At 63.5% G+C, this 13,788-nt stretch carries 15 protein-coding genes and 3 tRNA genes; 6 read left to right on the top strand and 12 right to left on the bottom strand.

The features are described 5' to 3' along the window. From N5P29_RS02065 to N5P29_RS02040, 6 genes are all read right to left on the bottom strand, one after another. Positions 1-612: a hypothetical protein gene (locus N5P29_RS02065; protein ID WP_262277029.1), complete on the bottom strand. Its 612-nt coding sequence runs from the start codon at positions 610-612 to the stop codon at positions 1-3. Next, on the bottom strand, positions 609-1,262 hold the full coding sequence (locus tag N5P29_RS02060; protein WP_262277028.1) for a DUF6286 domain-containing protein: 654 nt from the start codon (positions 1,260-1,262) through the stop codon (positions 609-611). The genes N5P29_RS02065 and N5P29_RS02060 overlap by 4 nt, the downstream gene beginning before the upstream one ends. Beyond that, the gene (locus tag N5P29_RS02055; protein ID WP_262277027.1) at positions 1,259-1,639 is read right to left on the bottom strand and encodes a hypothetical protein; all 381 of its coding nucleotides are present in this window, start codon (positions 1,637-1,639) and stop codon (positions 1,259-1,261) included. The genes N5P29_RS02060 and N5P29_RS02055 overlap by 4 nt, the downstream gene beginning before the upstream one ends. Further along, positions 1,636-1,827 (bottom strand): DUF2273 domain-containing protein, encoded by a 192-nt coding sequence (locus N5P29_RS02050; protein WP_144661797.1) that lies wholly within the window; start codon positions 1,825-1,827, stop codon positions 1,636-1,638. The genes N5P29_RS02055 and N5P29_RS02050 overlap by 4 nt, the downstream gene beginning before the upstream one ends. Then, positions 1,824-2,270, bottom strand: a complete 447-nt coding sequence (locus tag N5P29_RS02045) for an Asp23/Gls24 family envelope stress response protein (RefSeq protein ID WP_262277026.1) — start codon at positions 2,268-2,270, stop codon at positions 1,824-1,826. Before N5P29_RS02045 ends, N5P29_RS02050 begins: the two co-directional genes overlap by 4 nt. A 76-nt stretch (positions 2,271-2,346) precedes the next feature. Then, a complete protein-coding gene (locus tag N5P29_RS02040; protein WP_262277025.1) occupies positions 2,347-2,865 on the bottom strand; it encodes a hypothetical protein in 519 nt (172 codons plus the stop codon). A 169-nt stretch (positions 2,866-3,034) separates the two neighbouring features. Between N5P29_RS02040 and N5P29_RS02035 the strand changes: the two genes are divergently transcribed. Then, positions 3,035-3,670 (top strand): DUF6318 family protein, encoded by a 636-nt coding sequence (locus tag N5P29_RS02035; RefSeq protein WP_262277024.1) that lies wholly within the window; start codon positions 3,035-3,037, stop codon positions 3,668-3,670. A 56-nt stretch (positions 3,671-3,726) separates the two neighbouring features. Then, entirely contained in the window at positions 3,727-4,617 is an 891-nt protein-coding gene (locus N5P29_RS02030) for a PKD domain-containing protein (protein WP_262277023.1), read from the top strand. 282 nt (positions 4,618-4,899) lie between these two features. Here the strand turns inward: N5P29_RS02030 and N5P29_RS02025 are convergent. From N5P29_RS02025 to N5P29_RS02015, 3 genes are all read right to left on the bottom strand, one after another. Continuing rightward, positions 4,900-4,975 (bottom strand) — tRNA-Phe (locus tag N5P29_RS02025). 46 nt (positions 4,976-5,021) lie between these two features. Beyond that, positions 5,022-5,095 (bottom strand) — tRNA-Asp (locus N5P29_RS02020). 84 nt (positions 5,096-5,179) lie between these two features. Then, positions 5,180-5,252 (bottom strand) — tRNA-Glu (locus N5P29_RS02015). A 245-nt stretch (positions 5,253-5,497) separates the two neighbouring features. On the opposite strand from N5P29_RS02015, the gene N5P29_RS02010 reads away from it, so the two are divergent. Next, positions 5,498-6,439: a DMT family transporter gene (locus tag N5P29_RS02010; protein WP_262277022.1), complete on the top strand. Its 942-nt coding sequence runs from the start codon at positions 5,498-5,500 to the stop codon at positions 6,437-6,439. A gap of 64 nt (positions 6,440-6,503) precedes the next feature. Here the strand turns inward: N5P29_RS02010 and N5P29_RS02005 are convergent, their stop codons facing one another. Continuing rightward, on the bottom strand, positions 6,504-7,427 hold the full coding sequence (locus tag N5P29_RS02005; RefSeq protein WP_262277021.1) for a PfkB family carbohydrate kinase: 924 nt from the start codon (positions 7,425-7,427) through the stop codon (positions 6,504-6,506). A 92-nt stretch (positions 7,428-7,519) separates the two neighbouring features. Between N5P29_RS02005 and N5P29_RS02000 the strand changes: the two genes are divergently transcribed. Next, on the top strand, positions 7,520-7,981 hold the full coding sequence (locus N5P29_RS02000; RefSeq protein WP_262277020.1) for a metallopeptidase family protein: 462 nt from the start codon (positions 7,520-7,522) through the stop codon (positions 7,979-7,981). Between the two features lie 10 nt (positions 7,982-7,991). After that, complete coding sequence (locus tag N5P29_RS01995; RefSeq protein WP_262277019.1) at positions 7,992-8,912, top strand: cation diffusion facilitator family transporter; 921 nt, start codon at positions 7,992-7,994, stop codon at positions 8,910-8,912. Here N5P29_RS01995 and N5P29_RS01990 read toward each other — a convergent pair. Beyond that, the gene (locus tag N5P29_RS01990; protein ID WP_262278489.1) at positions 8,909-11,566 is read right to left on the bottom strand and encodes a PEP/pyruvate-binding domain-containing protein; all 2,658 of its coding nucleotides are present in this window, start codon (positions 11,564-11,566) and stop codon (positions 8,909-8,911) included. The genes N5P29_RS01995 and N5P29_RS01990 overlap by 4 nt on opposite strands. A 50-nt stretch (positions 11,567-11,616) precedes the next feature. After that, entirely contained in the window at positions 11,617-12,654 is a 1,038-nt protein-coding gene (locus tag N5P29_RS01985; RefSeq protein WP_262277018.1) for a universal stress protein, read from the bottom strand. A 417-nt stretch (positions 12,655-13,071) separates the two neighbouring features. Here N5P29_RS01985 and N5P29_RS01980 point away from each other — a divergent pair, with 417 nt between their 5' ends. Next, positions 13,072-13,752, top strand: coding sequence for an NAD(P)/FAD-dependent oxidoreductase (locus N5P29_RS01980; RefSeq protein WP_262277017.1), 681 nt, complete (start codon positions 13,072-13,074; stop codon positions 13,750-13,752). Positions 13,753-13,788 lie beyond the last annotated feature (36 nt).

Below are 13,788 nucleotides of genomic sequence, written 5' to 3'. Positions count from 1 at the left end.
TCAGCGCACCCGTTCGGCCTTGGTAAACCGCGACCGGGCTCCGGAAACCATGTGCACCAGCACAGGGGTTTTTTGGCCAATAACAAGATCCATTGCTTCGACCAGTTGCGAAACTTCCGCGGCCAGGAGGTGCGGGGCGACTCCTTGCCGGGGTTGAATCCTTATGCGAAGGCCGGGCCGTCCCCTGAACTCATACGTTGCTACAGACGCACCCGCAAGGTCGGTTCTCTCCGCCAACGCTGACCGGAGTGCTTGTTCGGCGACGCCACCACCAATCCTGACTTCGCCGTCGACGTCGCTGTCATCGCTGCTGGCCACCAACAGGTTGGCCCGTCCCTTGCCCTGTTGTGACAGCCAGGCAATCATGACGACGATGATGACCACGAGGACCACACCGGCCACTATCCAAAGCCAGCTCTCGTCGCGGCCCGGGAAACGGGTTTGCCGGAAGGCATTTTCCGCCCCGGCCCATACCCCCGCGGCCCAGCCGTGCCACCAGGTTGCCACCGCGGGAACGGTTGCCAGCAGCAGGAGCAGCAGGCCCACGGCCAGCAGTTTGATCCCGATGATGAACAGCAGTACGCGGTTCAGCGCCCTGGGTGTCCCGTTCAAGCTCCGATCACCCCCGAGGACGCCAGATTGACCCGTACAGCCGGCATGGGCACCGGCGACATGTCTTCGAGCTCAGCCTGGACCGCGGCGAGTACAGCCTCGCGGCTCACCCTGCTCCCGGACGTTGGCCGGACGTTGACCACCACAGTTTGGCGGGAAACCACCACCATGACTTGTTCCTGGGTGACGTTGGCAGCCGCCCGCGCTCGACGGGCCAGCGCCGAGGCAAGTACTTCGTCATCAACCACGACGGCGGTACGCGGGTCGCGCAGCAAATGGCGTGCCCGCCTCCCGGGCAGCACTGCTTGGAGGAGGAAGATGAGGCCGACCATAGCGATAACGGCTCCGCTTGCCCCCAGCAAGAGAGGCGAGATACCCGCAGGAAGGGCGATGATACGTTCCGCTGCAGTGGTAGGGTCAACCAGCCACGGCGGCTGGCCGACGGCACGGACCCCTGCTTCCAGCAACGCGTACACGCAGAGGATGATTACCAGCACGGCGGCAATGACCGCTGCAGCGGCCCGCGACGAGTGGGTTTCCCGCCGCAAGATACGGCTCATGTCGGGGTCTTCGCCTGCGACAGGGGATGCCCCGTGGCTTTGGTCCGGGCCGACAGCCAGGAACTTCTCCGTTTCCTGATCCTGCGTCATTGAACGCGGCCTCCCTCCCTGACATGGGCCCCACTGATCCTGATGTCCACCCTGCTTAGCTGGGACCCGCTCAGCCGGGTCACTGATTCCAGGACAACCGCCTTGGCAGCTACGGCCCGGTCCCAGATGGAGCCACCGAACCCCTGAACGCGCCTCGGATCGCGGAGGACTTCCGTCAGAGCCGGGACGCTGATGGGTGCGACGATCGACAAAGCCAGCAGGCCGTCGTCGTCCGTCCAATCAGCGCGAATGTCGCTGGCCTCGACACCGAGCGCTTCAGCGGCGGCGGCTCGGGCCAACGAAGTCAAAGCCTGGGTACTGATCCGGTTGTGGCCGACCAGGCTGGTGGTGTGTTCCACAGCCTCAGCCACGCTCATGATGAAGAGCGCCGGCCCGTAATGGCGTCGAGGACGCTTCGGAGATCCAGTTTCCCGTCAGCCGCGCGGCCCAGGAGCGCTCCGATTCCCATGAAAAGCAGGGAAATCACGAACCCCCACAGCCCAAAGGAGAACGACATGAAAGCCACGAAGGCTCCGATCGCGATTCCCACTACGGTCATGCTCATTGGAGTGCCTCCCTTTCCACCACGACGGTCTTGGCTCCGGCCTGTTTGGCTGGCGGCGCGATGAAGACATCAGTGATCTCGATGTTCACTTCGATCACCTGGAGGCCCACAAGTTCCTCGACGGCGCGGTATACCGCGGCCCGGACCTGGTTGGCGACGCCATGCAGGGGATGACCGTAGAGGGCCACCAACGTGATGTCCACGGCAACCTGGGTTTCGCCGACTTCGGCCCGGACACCCGCGGCGTGGTCTGAACTGCCCACGGCATCACGGATCGCACCAAGAGCACGGGAAGGACCTGATCCCAGGGAGTAGACCCCGGGCACTGAACGGGCGGCGATGCCAGCCACTTTCGCCACGGCCGCTTCCGAGATGATGGTCCGTCCCGTCCCGGGAATTTCGCCCCCGGGCACAGGTTCCGGCTGCACGTTCTGGACTTCCATGGAGCACTCCCCTTCTCTTGAATACCACCCTAGCGTCTAGCTGCGACGCTTTGGAGGCAAGGGATGCGCGCGGCGCCTAGGCGCAGTTCTTCTCCACCCACGCCGGGATGGGCTTCATCAGTTCCTCGAACTGGCCGTCGCCGTACTTGGTGAGATCCGATCCCGCGGACTCGGTAAAGTTGCGGAGCTTTTCGAAGGCCGGCTTCAGCTCTTCGGGCACCTTGCCTTGCGCCTTGGACAACTCGTCCTTGGCCTTTTGGACTTCCGAAGGGTCGCCGCCGGTAATGGCAGCCATGGGGAGGATCGTGACGCTGAGCAGCGATGCACTCACCGCGATACAAGCCTCGGACATGGACGCGTATTGGCCGTAGGCGCCGCCGGTTCCCGTGCTTGGGCTGGTGGCGCTGCTGGGGCTGGCTGAAGCGGAGCTTGACCCATCTTCCGCGGCCGGTGCCTTGGATGAGGCTGCATTCGATGCCGATGGCGTGCTCTGAGCGGCTGGCGCCGGAGCAGAGCAAGCGCTGAGCGTCAGCATTGCGACGAGCCCGGCAGCGGCAGCAAAGCGACCGGAAGCAGACAGGCGTGAACGTTCCATGATTTCCCCCAAGGATGATGAAAAGACAATTCGATGGGCTAACAATACGTCGAGGATGCAGCGGGGGCCAAAGACGTTATCCACAGGTACCGGTTTCCGGCTGGGAGCCGACCGAATGCGCTGCTTAGACTGGCCGCCACACCGTCGAACAGCTGTTGGGGAGCTCGTCATGTCACGCGTTACGTTTGCCGCTTTACTCGTCGCGGCCGCCGTGCTTCTCGCCGGCTGCCAGGGCGGGCCCGGTCCCTCTCCTTCAGGACAGGGCACGACGCCGGCGCCCACCTTCAGCGTCTCGGTTCCGGCGGCCTCGGCTACTCCTACGGCGGTTGCGGGGGTTTACAAGCCCGCGGATGCGAACGGCAAGGCCCAGAATGTGCCCGTTCCTGTAATGCCTGAGCTGGCAAAGGAGAACTCAAAGGCGGGCCTGGAGGCGTTTATTGGGTACTGGTACGCGACGTACTCGTACGCGACGGAGACCGGTGATCTTGGACCGTGGATTAGGACCACGGACACGTCCAACACGGTGGCGGCCGCATATAAAAAAGCCCTTGAGCGCAACTACTCGGATGGCAGATGGATGGTTGGTGGAAAGATTACAACGCCCGCAATCGACATAGCCTGGACTGCAGGCGCTGCGACCCAAGAGGCTCGAGTTCAAGTCCTTCAAAGCGGAATTCAGTATTTCAACGCGGACGGCACCCAGGGCAGGGAGCCGACCCCCCCGTCAAATATTGCTGAAGCGGTGTTTCTCAAATTCACCGCAGGCTCTTGGCTTGTCACCGACAACGGACTGATCGTCGGTTGAAGGTGAAGGCGGCTCGCATTGGTCTGCTCCTGGCGTTCCTTTTCACAATGTGCGGTATGCCCACTCCTGCGTGGTCCACCAATGACGACGGTAGCCAGCTCAGCGCCGGTCGAGGCGAAACTGCGCTCACCGTCGGCGGCACATTTGTTTTCAACCCTGAAACTGGGAAGTCTGAACCGAAGCCAGGCACGTCCCCGGTCGCGGAAGATCCTTATCAGTACATGGCCGATGTTCATTGCCGTTCAGGCGGGTCCGACACACCGGACCGTGGCTGCCTCACCATGACCTGCCCGCCGAAAACACCAGGCGGCGAAGCAGGCACACCCGTGATCTGGCGGCAAGCCCCAAAGTCAATCACGAACCCGGTGTGGACGGACTACCCCGCCGTCAGCGGCCCCACCTGCCTCTACGGACCGCAGCCCGGGAACGTCCTGGCCGACATCGCCGCCCGCATCCTCACCGACTTCCGGCAACTCCCCGTCAACCCCGGAACCCTCCAAGCCCAGCCCCTCCCCCACACCCTCAAAGGCGCACCCACCAACCTCTACACCAGCACAACCGAGCAAAGCTTCAACGTCACCATCCTCGGCCAAACAGTCCACCTCACCGCCATACCGACCAGCTACACCTACACCTTCGGCGACGGCACCACCCTCGGACCAACCCCCGCCACCGGCTACTCAATCCCCCAAAGCGAATGGCTCACCACCGACACCCGCACCAGCCACGCCTACACAGACACCGGCAACTACCCGGCATCAGTCACCACCACCTTCACCGGCACCTACTCCGTCAACAACGGCCCACCCCTGCCCATCAACGGAACCCTGAACCTAACCACCCCGCCCATCACCATCCAAGTCTGGAAAACAGAACGAGCCCTCGTCGCCGACACCTGCGAACAAAACCCCCAATCCTGGGGCTGCCCCGGCACAGAACCCCAGTAGAGGCCCGAGGCACCGCAGCTTCCTGACCCGGTTTAGAACCGAAACAGCTCGAAACCACCGGAAAATCACGCCCTCCGACCTCAAACAAGGTCAGGAAGCCACACAAGACCCAGCCCGGGCCGCCAGCACCCACTTTGGACGCGCACACCCACACGACACACCCCAACAACGGCATGTTGGCTTCATCACAGCTCCAAAGTGGGTCGCGGCGGCACACGCAAAGTCGAGAACAACGGGTTAAAAGAAGAAAAGCACCAGTTCCGAAGAACTGATGCTTCCCAGTGGTGGCTCCGACCGGCGTCGATCCGGTGACCTTTCGATTTTCAGTCGAACGCTCTACCAACTGAGCTACAGAGCCTAGGTGACTTGTCACCTTGAGAACCGAATTGCTTCGGCGCTCAGAGCGACCCTGACGGGACTTGAACCCGCGACCTCCGCCGTGACAGGGCGGCGCGCTAACCAACTGCGCTACAGGGCCTTGCGTTTGCAGTATCTCTACTGCGTTTTTTTCAAGGCTTCTAGCTTACCAGACTTTTTTCATCTGATTTACCACTTCCTTGCGTACCCCCAACGGGATTCGAACCCGTGCCGCCGCCGTGAAAGGGCGGTGTCCTAGGCCGCTAGACGATGGGGGCCTGAACTCAATTCGGATTTTGCAAAGAAAAGGGACGCTTTATGCGCTCTTTCCGTGTCTCGCTCGTCCGAACTGGACTCTAAAACTTTAGAGCATAGATACCGATATTCCCAAATCGAGGTCTGCGGGCGCTCGTAGACCCCCGCGCAGGCACCGGCAGGCTGGGTCCAAACTTTGGCAGGATCTTGCCCTGACGCGTCCGAAAACCGCCAGCCTGCCAAGGCAATGCCCGGATAGATTTGGCTCATGACAACCACTTCCCCGGCCGAACCCGGCCAGCCGTCCCCGGGCTTGCCTCCGCGCACCACCCCCGCGCCAGGAGCAGCCATCAGCAAAGCCGGCATCGCAGCCGTCGTCGTCACGGTCGTGCTCTGGGCTTCGGCCTTCGTCGGCATCCGCGCGGTCGGCCCAAGCTTCTCCCCCGGATCCTTGACCCTGGGACGGTTGGCGGTTGCCGCCGTCGTGCTTGGTATCGTCGTCCTGCCGACCCTGAAAGTCTGGCCGCGCGGCCGGGAGTGGCTGCCGATCGTGGCCTACGGGGTGATGTGGTTCGGCGGCTACAACCTAGCCCTGAACGCCGCCGAACACATGCTCGACGCCGGCACCAGCGCCATGCTGATCAACGTCTCGCCCATCCTCATCGCCATTCTCGCCGGCATCTTCCTCAAAGAGGGCTTCCCCCGTTGGTTGTTGATCGGCAGCGCGGTGGCGTTCTGCGGCGTCGCGATGATCGCCCTCGGTTCGGGACAGCGGTCGACGGCGGATGTCACCGGTGTGTTGTTGTGTCTCCTGGCCGCTGTGCTCGCCTCCGTGAGCGCCATCCTGCAGAAGCCAGTGCTCCGGAAATTCTCCGCAGGCCAGGCAACCTGGTTCGGCATCATGATTGGTGCTCTGTGCTGCCTGCCATGGGCCGGCCAGCTGGTAAGCGAAGTCCAGGCGGCACCGCTGCCGGCAACGCTTGGCCTGGTGTACTTGGGCGTGTTCCCCACCGCCATCGCCTTCACGACGTGGGCCTACGCGCTCTCGTTGATCTCGGCCGGAAAGTTGGCGGCCACCACGTATCTGGTCCCGGGCACGACAATCCTGATTTCGTGGGCTGTCCTCCAGGAAGTTCCCACCATTTGGGGGCTGATCGGTGGCGTGGTCTGCCTGGTGGGCGTCGGCCTGACCCGGCGAAAGTCGGGCTGACAGGCCGCCTGCCGGGGTGACGGGCCGCCAGCCGGGGGCAGCTAGCCGCCCGGGGTGGCAACAGCTAGCGGGCCATCTCCGCCAGCAGCTCCCGGTGCGTGGGAGGGTTGGCTCCGCGCCGCCTCACCGTAATGGCCGCAGCCATCGACGCGATGTTGCCGATCCGTTCAAGCACTGTGGGCGCAAGCCCGTCGCTGCCACGGAGCAACAGCCCCATGATCAGTGCCGACATGTAGGAATCACCGGCACCAATGGTGTCTGCCACGGTTGATGGCACAGCGCGGACCCGAAGCTGTATGTGGCGTGTGGCCATCAACGAGCCCTTCGCGCCCTCGGTCATGACTGCCAACGTGGTGCCAAGCGCCAAGAGGTGGCTCGCGATGTCTTCCAGGGCCTTGCCGGGGTAGAGCCAATGGGCGTCGGAGGCGCTCATCCTGACAACATCAGTCAGCGGAACAATTTCTTCAAACGTGGTCAGTGCCTCGTGGTGGCTGCCCAGGAGATCAGTGCGGATGTTGGGATCGTACGTGACCATGCATCCGCCCTGCGCCTGCTCCAACAAGCTCCGGACCGACCCCGCCCCTGGTTCCAGGAAGGTGGCGATGGACCCCGTGTGCAGGATCCTCGGTGCATACGGCAGGGCAAGCGGAGCCAGCGCCCACTCGATGTCGAAGGTGTAGGCTGCCGAGCCGTCGGCAGCTATCCGGGCTGTCGCCGTCGCGGTTTTTCCCATCGACTGGGAGCCGGGCAACAGCACCACGCCGGCGCTGTGCAGGTGGGCGGCTACGGCGTCCCCGCGCTGGTCCCGGCCGATCGCTGTCAGCAGGCCGGCTTTCACATCCAGCCGGCCCAAGCCATAGGCGACGTTGGTGGGCGATCCGCCGGGGTACTCGGCCTGCCCGTCGGGCGACTGCACAATATCGATCAGCGCCTCACCCACCACGACGACGTCGAGAGGTTCAGACATGGGGGAAGCGGTGGAAGTCATGCGGTTCCTGTGTCTATGCGAAAGGGACTGAGTTCAGTATCCCTCATCACCCATGGGGCCCCAATACTGCCGCAGCAGACTAAAGTCGAGTCATGCCCGCGAATCTTCCTCCCGGACTCCCCATAATTCCCGACGGCGAGCGCCCGTTTTCGCCGTTGCCGGAACGAAGCGCTGATCACCGCGCGCCCTTCGAGATGTCGCCCGAGGATTTCGAGGAGGCCGTCAGCGATGCCCTGCAGCTGATTCCCGCGAAGGCAGCAAGCGCCATGGACAATGTGGCCATCTTCATTGAGGACGACTACACGCCGCAGCCGGGCGAGGACCCGGACACCGTGCTGCTGGGTCTCTATGAGGGCGTGCCGCTGACGGAGCGCGACTCGTGGTGGGATGCGGGTTCGCTTCCTGACCGGATCACCATCTTCCGCCAGCCCATCCTGAATATCTGCACCAGCCGCCAAGAGGTCATAGACGAGGTGGCCATCACCGTTGTCCACGAGATCGCGCACCACTTCGGGATAGACGACGACCGCCTGCACGAGCTCGGCTGGGGCTAGCCTTTTAACCATGGGGCATGATCACAACCACTCGCATGGCGTCACTGCAACCGGCAAGCACCGGAAACGCCTGATCGCTGTCCTGTGCATCACCTTGGGCGTGGTGGGCATCCAGGTGATTGGCGCCGTCGTCTCCGGCTCCCTCGCACTGCTGGCGGACGCCGGACATATGCTTTCCGACGCCGCAGGCGTCTTCATTGCGCTGATGGCGGCGTGGATCGCCACCCGGCCGGCCAGTGACCAGCGGACCTACGGGTACCAGCGCGCCGAAGTGCTCGCTGCATTGGCCAACGCGCTGATCCTTATCGTGATCGCCGTTGTGATCATGATCGAAGCCATCCGCCGATTCGGCGAAACCACCGAGATCCATACCGACGTGATGTTGTGGGCCGCCATCCTGGGCGCGGTCGCCAACCTGGTTTCCCTGCTGATCCTGCAAGGAGCACAAAAGGAGAGCCTCAACGTTCGCGGCGCCTACCTTGAGGTGCTGGGCGACCTTCTGGGCTCCATCGCCGTCATCGTGGCCGCCGTCGTGATCATGACCACCGGCTTTTCCGCGGCCGACCCCATTGCCTCGGTCCTCATTGCACTGATGATCATTCCGCGAGCCTGGCATCTGCTCCGCGACGTAGTGGACGTGCTCCTTGAGGCAACTCCCAAGGGCGTGGACGTGAACATGATCCGCGAACACATCATGGCGGTTGACGGCGTGGTGGAGGCCCACGACATCCACATCTGGACCATCACCTCCGGCGTGCCGGTGTTCTCAGCCCACGTGGTGGTGGAGGACGACGTTTTGAACGCCACGGGGGCCGACAGCATCCTGGACCAGTTGGGATCCTGCCTCGGCCGGCACTTCGACACCGAGCATTGCACGTTCCAATTGGAGCCCGTCAGCCACTCCGAGCACGAGTCCCACCAGCACGCCTAGGAGGTTTCTCCTTCCACAGTGACCGTGCCCGCCGCGCCGTCCACGGTAATGGACTGGCCGCTGCGTAGTTTCGTGGTCGCATCCGGCACGCCCACCACCGCCGGGATTCCATATTCACGGGCCACTACGGCGCCATGCGAGTTGGGTCCGCCCATCTCCATGACCAGGCCTCCTGCCGTGAGGAACAGCGGCGTCCAGCCCGGATCCGTGGACGGCGCCACAAGAATCTCACCGGGTTCCAGGTGGGCTCCGACAGGATCCATGATGACCCGCGCAGGCGCTGTGATGAGACCTGACGACGCCGGACTGCCGGACAAAGTGCCCGGGCGCTGTTCCGCGTGGGCTGCAGCTGTGGCCTCCGGTTCCGTGCCGTCGGACAGGAGCATTCGGGGAATGTGCCTCCGGCGGAGTTCTTGTTCGTAGGCAGTCTTGTGATCAGCCACTACGCTACGCAGATCCTCGCCTGCCAACGCGTTTTCCACTCCGTCCAAGTCCAGGAAGAAGATGTCCTCGGGCTGCTCGATCCGCTGTGATGCTGCCAGCTCGTTTCCGACCAGCATCAACTGCTCACGCGCCGCGGCCAGCCCCAGGACCAGGTTGTATTTGGGCGACTCCCGTAAACCGGCAAACCTCCGCGTGCGGTCCAAGGCTACGCGTACCACCAACGCATGGAGCGGGCTGATGGCCCTGGCCCGCGCCACGAACCTTGCCACTTGCTCGTCGGCCTCCCTGGCAGCCTTCCGGAACTGCTCGTCGGGGGCGCCGGATCCTGGCTGAAGCCTGAGGTAGTTGGTGAGGACCCCCAGAATGTGGGTTGGATCATCACCCCAACGGGGCATGCCAAGATCAATCTCCGCCACGGCACGGTGCCCGTACACGTGCAGGAATGCGTCCAGGCCTCTTTGGGCCACGGCCGGCAATTCGGCGTCACGGTATTGAGCAGCCAACGCTTCGGCCGTCTGACCCGCCATGGAGGCAACGGCGTGGGGATCTTCCCGGATCTGCGAGGCGAGCTGCCATAGCGCCAGGTCCATCTCGGTGGTGACATTGTTTGGCAGGCCCCGGATCACGGTCTGAAGTTCTTCGTAGGATGCCTGCTTGCCGAGCATCCGGCCCACCAATGCCAGCATTGCAAACCCGAGCAAGGGAAGCGGCAACAGCTGGGGCACTGAGGCAAAGAGTTCCCGTCCAAGGATCCTTTGCACGTGCGCTATCCGCTGATGGGACGTGGCCTGAGCGGGCACCTCCAGGGCTTTCCGAAGGTCCGAGTTGAGTCGCTCCGCCCTCTCCTTGGCGGCCTCCGGACGGAACAGGGCCCGGAGGAGCGACTCCGGAACACGATACTTGGCCGCCACGGGGGCAACGTGGCGGATGAGTTTCAGCGGAGTCTTGATGGTTACCGAAAAGCGTGGGTCATCGAACAAGCCCCGCATCAATTTGGCGGACCGGGCTTCCATGACATCAAAAACCCGGGGCACAATTCTTCTCCCGACCCGGCTCCGCAGCACCGAGGTCAGATCGAAGAAGATGCGCTGCCCGGCTTCGTAATAGGGTGGCGGCCCTGAACGGGGATCCGGGACGGCGAAGCCCGCAGTTCCAGCAACGCACGAGGCTATGAGACGAATTCCAGCCAGACCCATGGGTGTCAGTGGCCGAGTGAGCCCCTGCGCGAGGCTGAAGTTCAGGAAGGCATGGACACCAGGAACCGGAGGGGTACGGGTGGTCTGGGGGTACAAGGTGGTGATGGGCCGTGCCTGGGTCAGCCACAGTTTCCCGTTGGCATCGAGCGCCCACTCTGTATCCTGCGGAGCTCCGTAGTGTTTCTCCACCAAGCGGGCCAGCCCCGCCAACTCCCTGATCTGCAGGTCACTAAGACAGGGTTGAATGCCGGTATCGCTGAGCTGCACCTGGCTGCTCCGTTCCCGCCGCTCAGTCCCGCCTCCCGGGACAGAACGGATCTCCACCTGGCGGTCGCCCACTGTGCGTTTCAGAATGGCGCTGTTAGTCAGGTCCACAACGTACTGATCCGGATTCACAGCCCCGGACACCACTGCTTCCCCCAACCCCGGGCTGGCATCGATCACTGCCTCGGACCTTTTGCCCGTCACCGGATTGGCTGTGAACATTACGCCCGCCACGACAGAATCGACCATCACCTGGACCACGACGGCCAAAGCCGCCGATGCGTGATCGATGCCGTTGGTAGCCCGGTAAGTCACAGCCCGGTCGGTCCAGAGCGAAGCCCAGCAGCGGCTCACCGCGTCCAGGACTGACTCCACGCCTACGACGTTCAGGTAGGTATCTTGCTGGCCAGCGAAACTGGCGAAAGGCAGGTCTTCCGCTGTGGCCGATGACCTGACAGCCACTGGGACATCGTTCCCAAGTTCCTGGTAGGCCGACCGCACCGCTGAAGCGATATCGGCCGGCAGTCCCGCATCGAGCACCAAGGAACGGGCTTGGCCTGCGAGCACGTTCAACCCGGCGAGATCCGCCGTGTTGGTGGATTTCAGGGCCTCGTAGACGTCATCGAGGCCGCTGCCGGCGAAGGCCCGCCGATAGGCCGCTGTGGTCAGGCAGAAGCCCGGCGGCACAGGCAGGCCGGCGCTTGCCAATTCCCCCAGGTTCGCTGCTTTGCCGCCCACGTCGGGAAGCATGGGTCCACGAATATCCCTGAGGTCCAGCGTGAACACCGACGGCCCGTTTCCTAAGCCGCGCCGAGCATCGGGCCAAACTTGTCACGGTCCGCCAGCCGGGGATCCTCACGGTCCGGAACCACCAGCACCGGCCCCTTGGCGTGGTGAAGGACGCCATCTGAGGTGGAGCCCAGCAGCATGCCCGCGAATCCACCGCGTCCGCGTGTACCCAGAACCACCAGTTCCACGCTGCGGCTTGCTTCCACCAGGACGTCGACGGGCGAGCCGTCCCGGAGGTCCGTTTCGATGGGCAGCTGCGGGAAATGGCTCCTCAACCACGCGACACCGGCTTCAAGCTGGACCTTGATATCTGCAAACAGGGCGTCCCGGTCCAATGGCGCGGGCACCCAGGCAAGCGAACCGCTGTACTGGGGGACGGCACAAATGACGCGAAGCCTGGCTCCCACACGCTGTGCCTGTTCGGCCGCTTCGAGCACAGCTACACGCGCCTGCTCGGAGCCGTCCACACCCACTGCGATGACGTTTTCCACGACACGGGGACCGGCTTTGGCGTGTTCAGCCTTGATGTGTTTGTCCTCGGTATTCTCGCCGAGGCGGTCGGCGCAGTAGAGCGGGACTGTAACCGTGGGGCACTTGGCGTGGGCAGGCAAAGCACTGCTGACAGATCCCAGCAAGCGGCCAACGAAACCACCGCGTCCGCGGCTGCCGAAAACCAGGAGTGCCGCCTCCGACGAGAGATCCAGCAGTACGCCGGCGGCGTCCCCGTTTTCGACCGAAGCATCGACGTCGATGGAGTATCGGGCCACCTTGTCCATGGCCTGGCGGACAATGGCTTCGGCGCCTTCGCGAATGACCGAATCGTCCACGGTGGCATATCCGCCGTCCAGCCCGGAGGCGGCGAAGATCGGCACCGAGTAGGCAGTGACGATATGCAGCGGAAGCTGCCTGCGTTCTGCCTCGCGCGCGGCCCAGACCAAGGCACACTGCCCGTGCTCCGAACCGTCCACTCCCACGACGATGCCGCCCGGTGCTACCGTCAGGCCCTCGCCGTCCTGTGGCTCTTCACTGTGTCTGCCGTGCTGGTCCATTTGGGGCCCGCCTCTCCACCTACTGCTTGATGTTCCGGCCATTCTGCCAGAGGTTCTCCGGATCGGATTCCCGGATGGCTCCATTGTCAATGGCCAGGGTTGGTGAAATGTTAAATTTCTCCCTCCAGTGCTCACTATTCTCGGTCGGGAGGACCGAATCAAGGTGGGTTGACGCTATGTGTATAACGGTCAGGGCTCGGTTCCGGGACACCGGTTTAATGCTGCCGACGAACGCGCAAAACACGCTGCCCCGGGAGGCTATCCACGGGCGAAAAAGTTAGGTAATGTTCGAGTCACCGAATGGCCGGCCAACGTGTCCAACAACACAAACCGGCCATTTGTTTGCGGCCGCTTGGGGAACTCGGACGCGATCCCACGCGATGCCGGAAGGCACACACGTCAAGGAGGAACCAAGCAGTGTCACACGCGCCTGATTCCGGCACCGAACGCACTACCACCGTGGTCATAGGTGCCGGCCTGTCCGGCTTGGCCGTTGCCAGCGAACTTAGCCGCTACGGCGTGGGCTCCATCGTGGTGGATGGCTTCGGCGCCTTGTCGGCCTCCGGCCCCGCCGTCCACACAGGTATGTTGCAACGCTGCGAGGTAGCCGATCCCGCCTCCATCCAGGAACGCAACGAGATCCTCCGCCACCTGCGCAATTACGCGGCAAGCCACCATCTGGATGTTCGCAACACCACGCGGGCCGTACGCCTCGATTTCCTGGGCGCCGACGCATCCCAACACATTGGCTACGGACTTGCCGCGAGCATGACCCGGAACGGGCTCCTCGCGTCAGGCCCCCTTGAATCAGCACCTCGCCAATGGGCAGTGCACACAGCCAATGGAATCCTCCTGGCGGACCATGTGGTGGTGACGCGTTGCGCGCAGAGCCAACTGCGGCGGATGCTGGCCGAACTGGGCATCGCCGTGGGGCAGAACCTCGTGTCCGCCATGCGCGCCGTGGGCATGCATCTGGTGGGCGTGGGAGAACTCATCACGCCGACGCCCAAGGAAGTGCTCCGGCAGGCCAAGGCGGTTGGCCAGGCAATCTCCTCAAAGGTTGCACTGCCCGGCGGCCCTGGCATCGCCATTGCCTAGCTGCGCAGGCGCTGCAAACCCATACTTAAAGCCCAA

Origin of the sequence: Paenarthrobacter sp. JL.01a, assembly GCF_025452095.1 — a bacterium.
In the GTDB taxonomy this organism is placed as follows: Bacteria; Actinomycetota; Actinomycetes; order Actinomycetales; family Micrococcaceae; genus Arthrobacter.
This window is presented reverse-complemented; position numbering and strand designations above follow the sequence as displayed.

Coding starts and splice junctions, on each gene's coding strand:
- N5P29_RS02060 (WP_262277028.1), bottom strand. CDS start 1,262: ATGACGCAGGATCAGGAAACGGAGAAGTTCCTGGCTGTCGGCCCGGAC.
- N5P29_RS02030 (WP_262277023.1), top strand. CDS start 3,727: ATGCCCACTCCTGCGTGGTCCACCAATGACGACGGTAGCCAGCTCAGC.
- N5P29_RS02035 (WP_262277024.1), top strand. CDS start 3,035: ATGTCACGCGTTACGTTTGCCGCTTTACTCGTCGCGGCCGCCGTGCTT.
- N5P29_RS01995 (WP_262277019.1), top strand. CDS start 7,992: ATGGGGCATGATCACAACCACTCGCATGGCGTCACTGCAACCGGCAAG.
- N5P29_RS01985 (WP_262277018.1), bottom strand. CDS start 12,654: ATGGACCAGCACGGCAGACACAGTGAAGAGCCACAGGACGGCGAGGGC.
- N5P29_RS02040 (WP_262277025.1), bottom strand. CDS start 2,865: ATGGAACGTTCACGCCTGTCTGCTTCCGGTCGCTTTGCTGCCGCTGCC.
- N5P29_RS02045 (WP_262277026.1), bottom strand. CDS start 2,270: ATGGAAGTCCAGAACGTGCAGCCGGAACCTGTGCCCGGGGGCGAAATT.
- N5P29_RS02050 (WP_144661797.1), bottom strand. CDS start 1,827: ATGAGCATGACCGTAGTGGGAATCGCGATCGGAGCCTTCGTGGCTTTC.
- N5P29_RS01990 (WP_262278489.1), bottom strand. CDS start 11,566: ATGCTTCCCGACGTGGGCGGCAAAGCAGCGAACCTGGGGGAATTGGCA.
- N5P29_RS02010 (WP_262277022.1), top strand. CDS start 5,498: ATGACAACCACTTCCCCGGCCGAACCCGGCCAGCCGTCCCCGGGCTTG.
- N5P29_RS02005 (WP_262277021.1), bottom strand. CDS start 7,427: ATGACTTCCACCGCTTCCCCCATGTCTGAACCTCTCGACGTCGTCGTG.
- N5P29_RS02000 (WP_262277020.1), top strand. CDS start 7,520: ATGCCCGCGAATCTTCCTCCCGGACTCCCCATAATTCCCGACGGCGAG.
- N5P29_RS02055 (WP_262277027.1), bottom strand. CDS start 1,639: ATGAGCGTGGCTGAGGCTGTGGAACACACCACCAGCCTGGTCGGCCAC.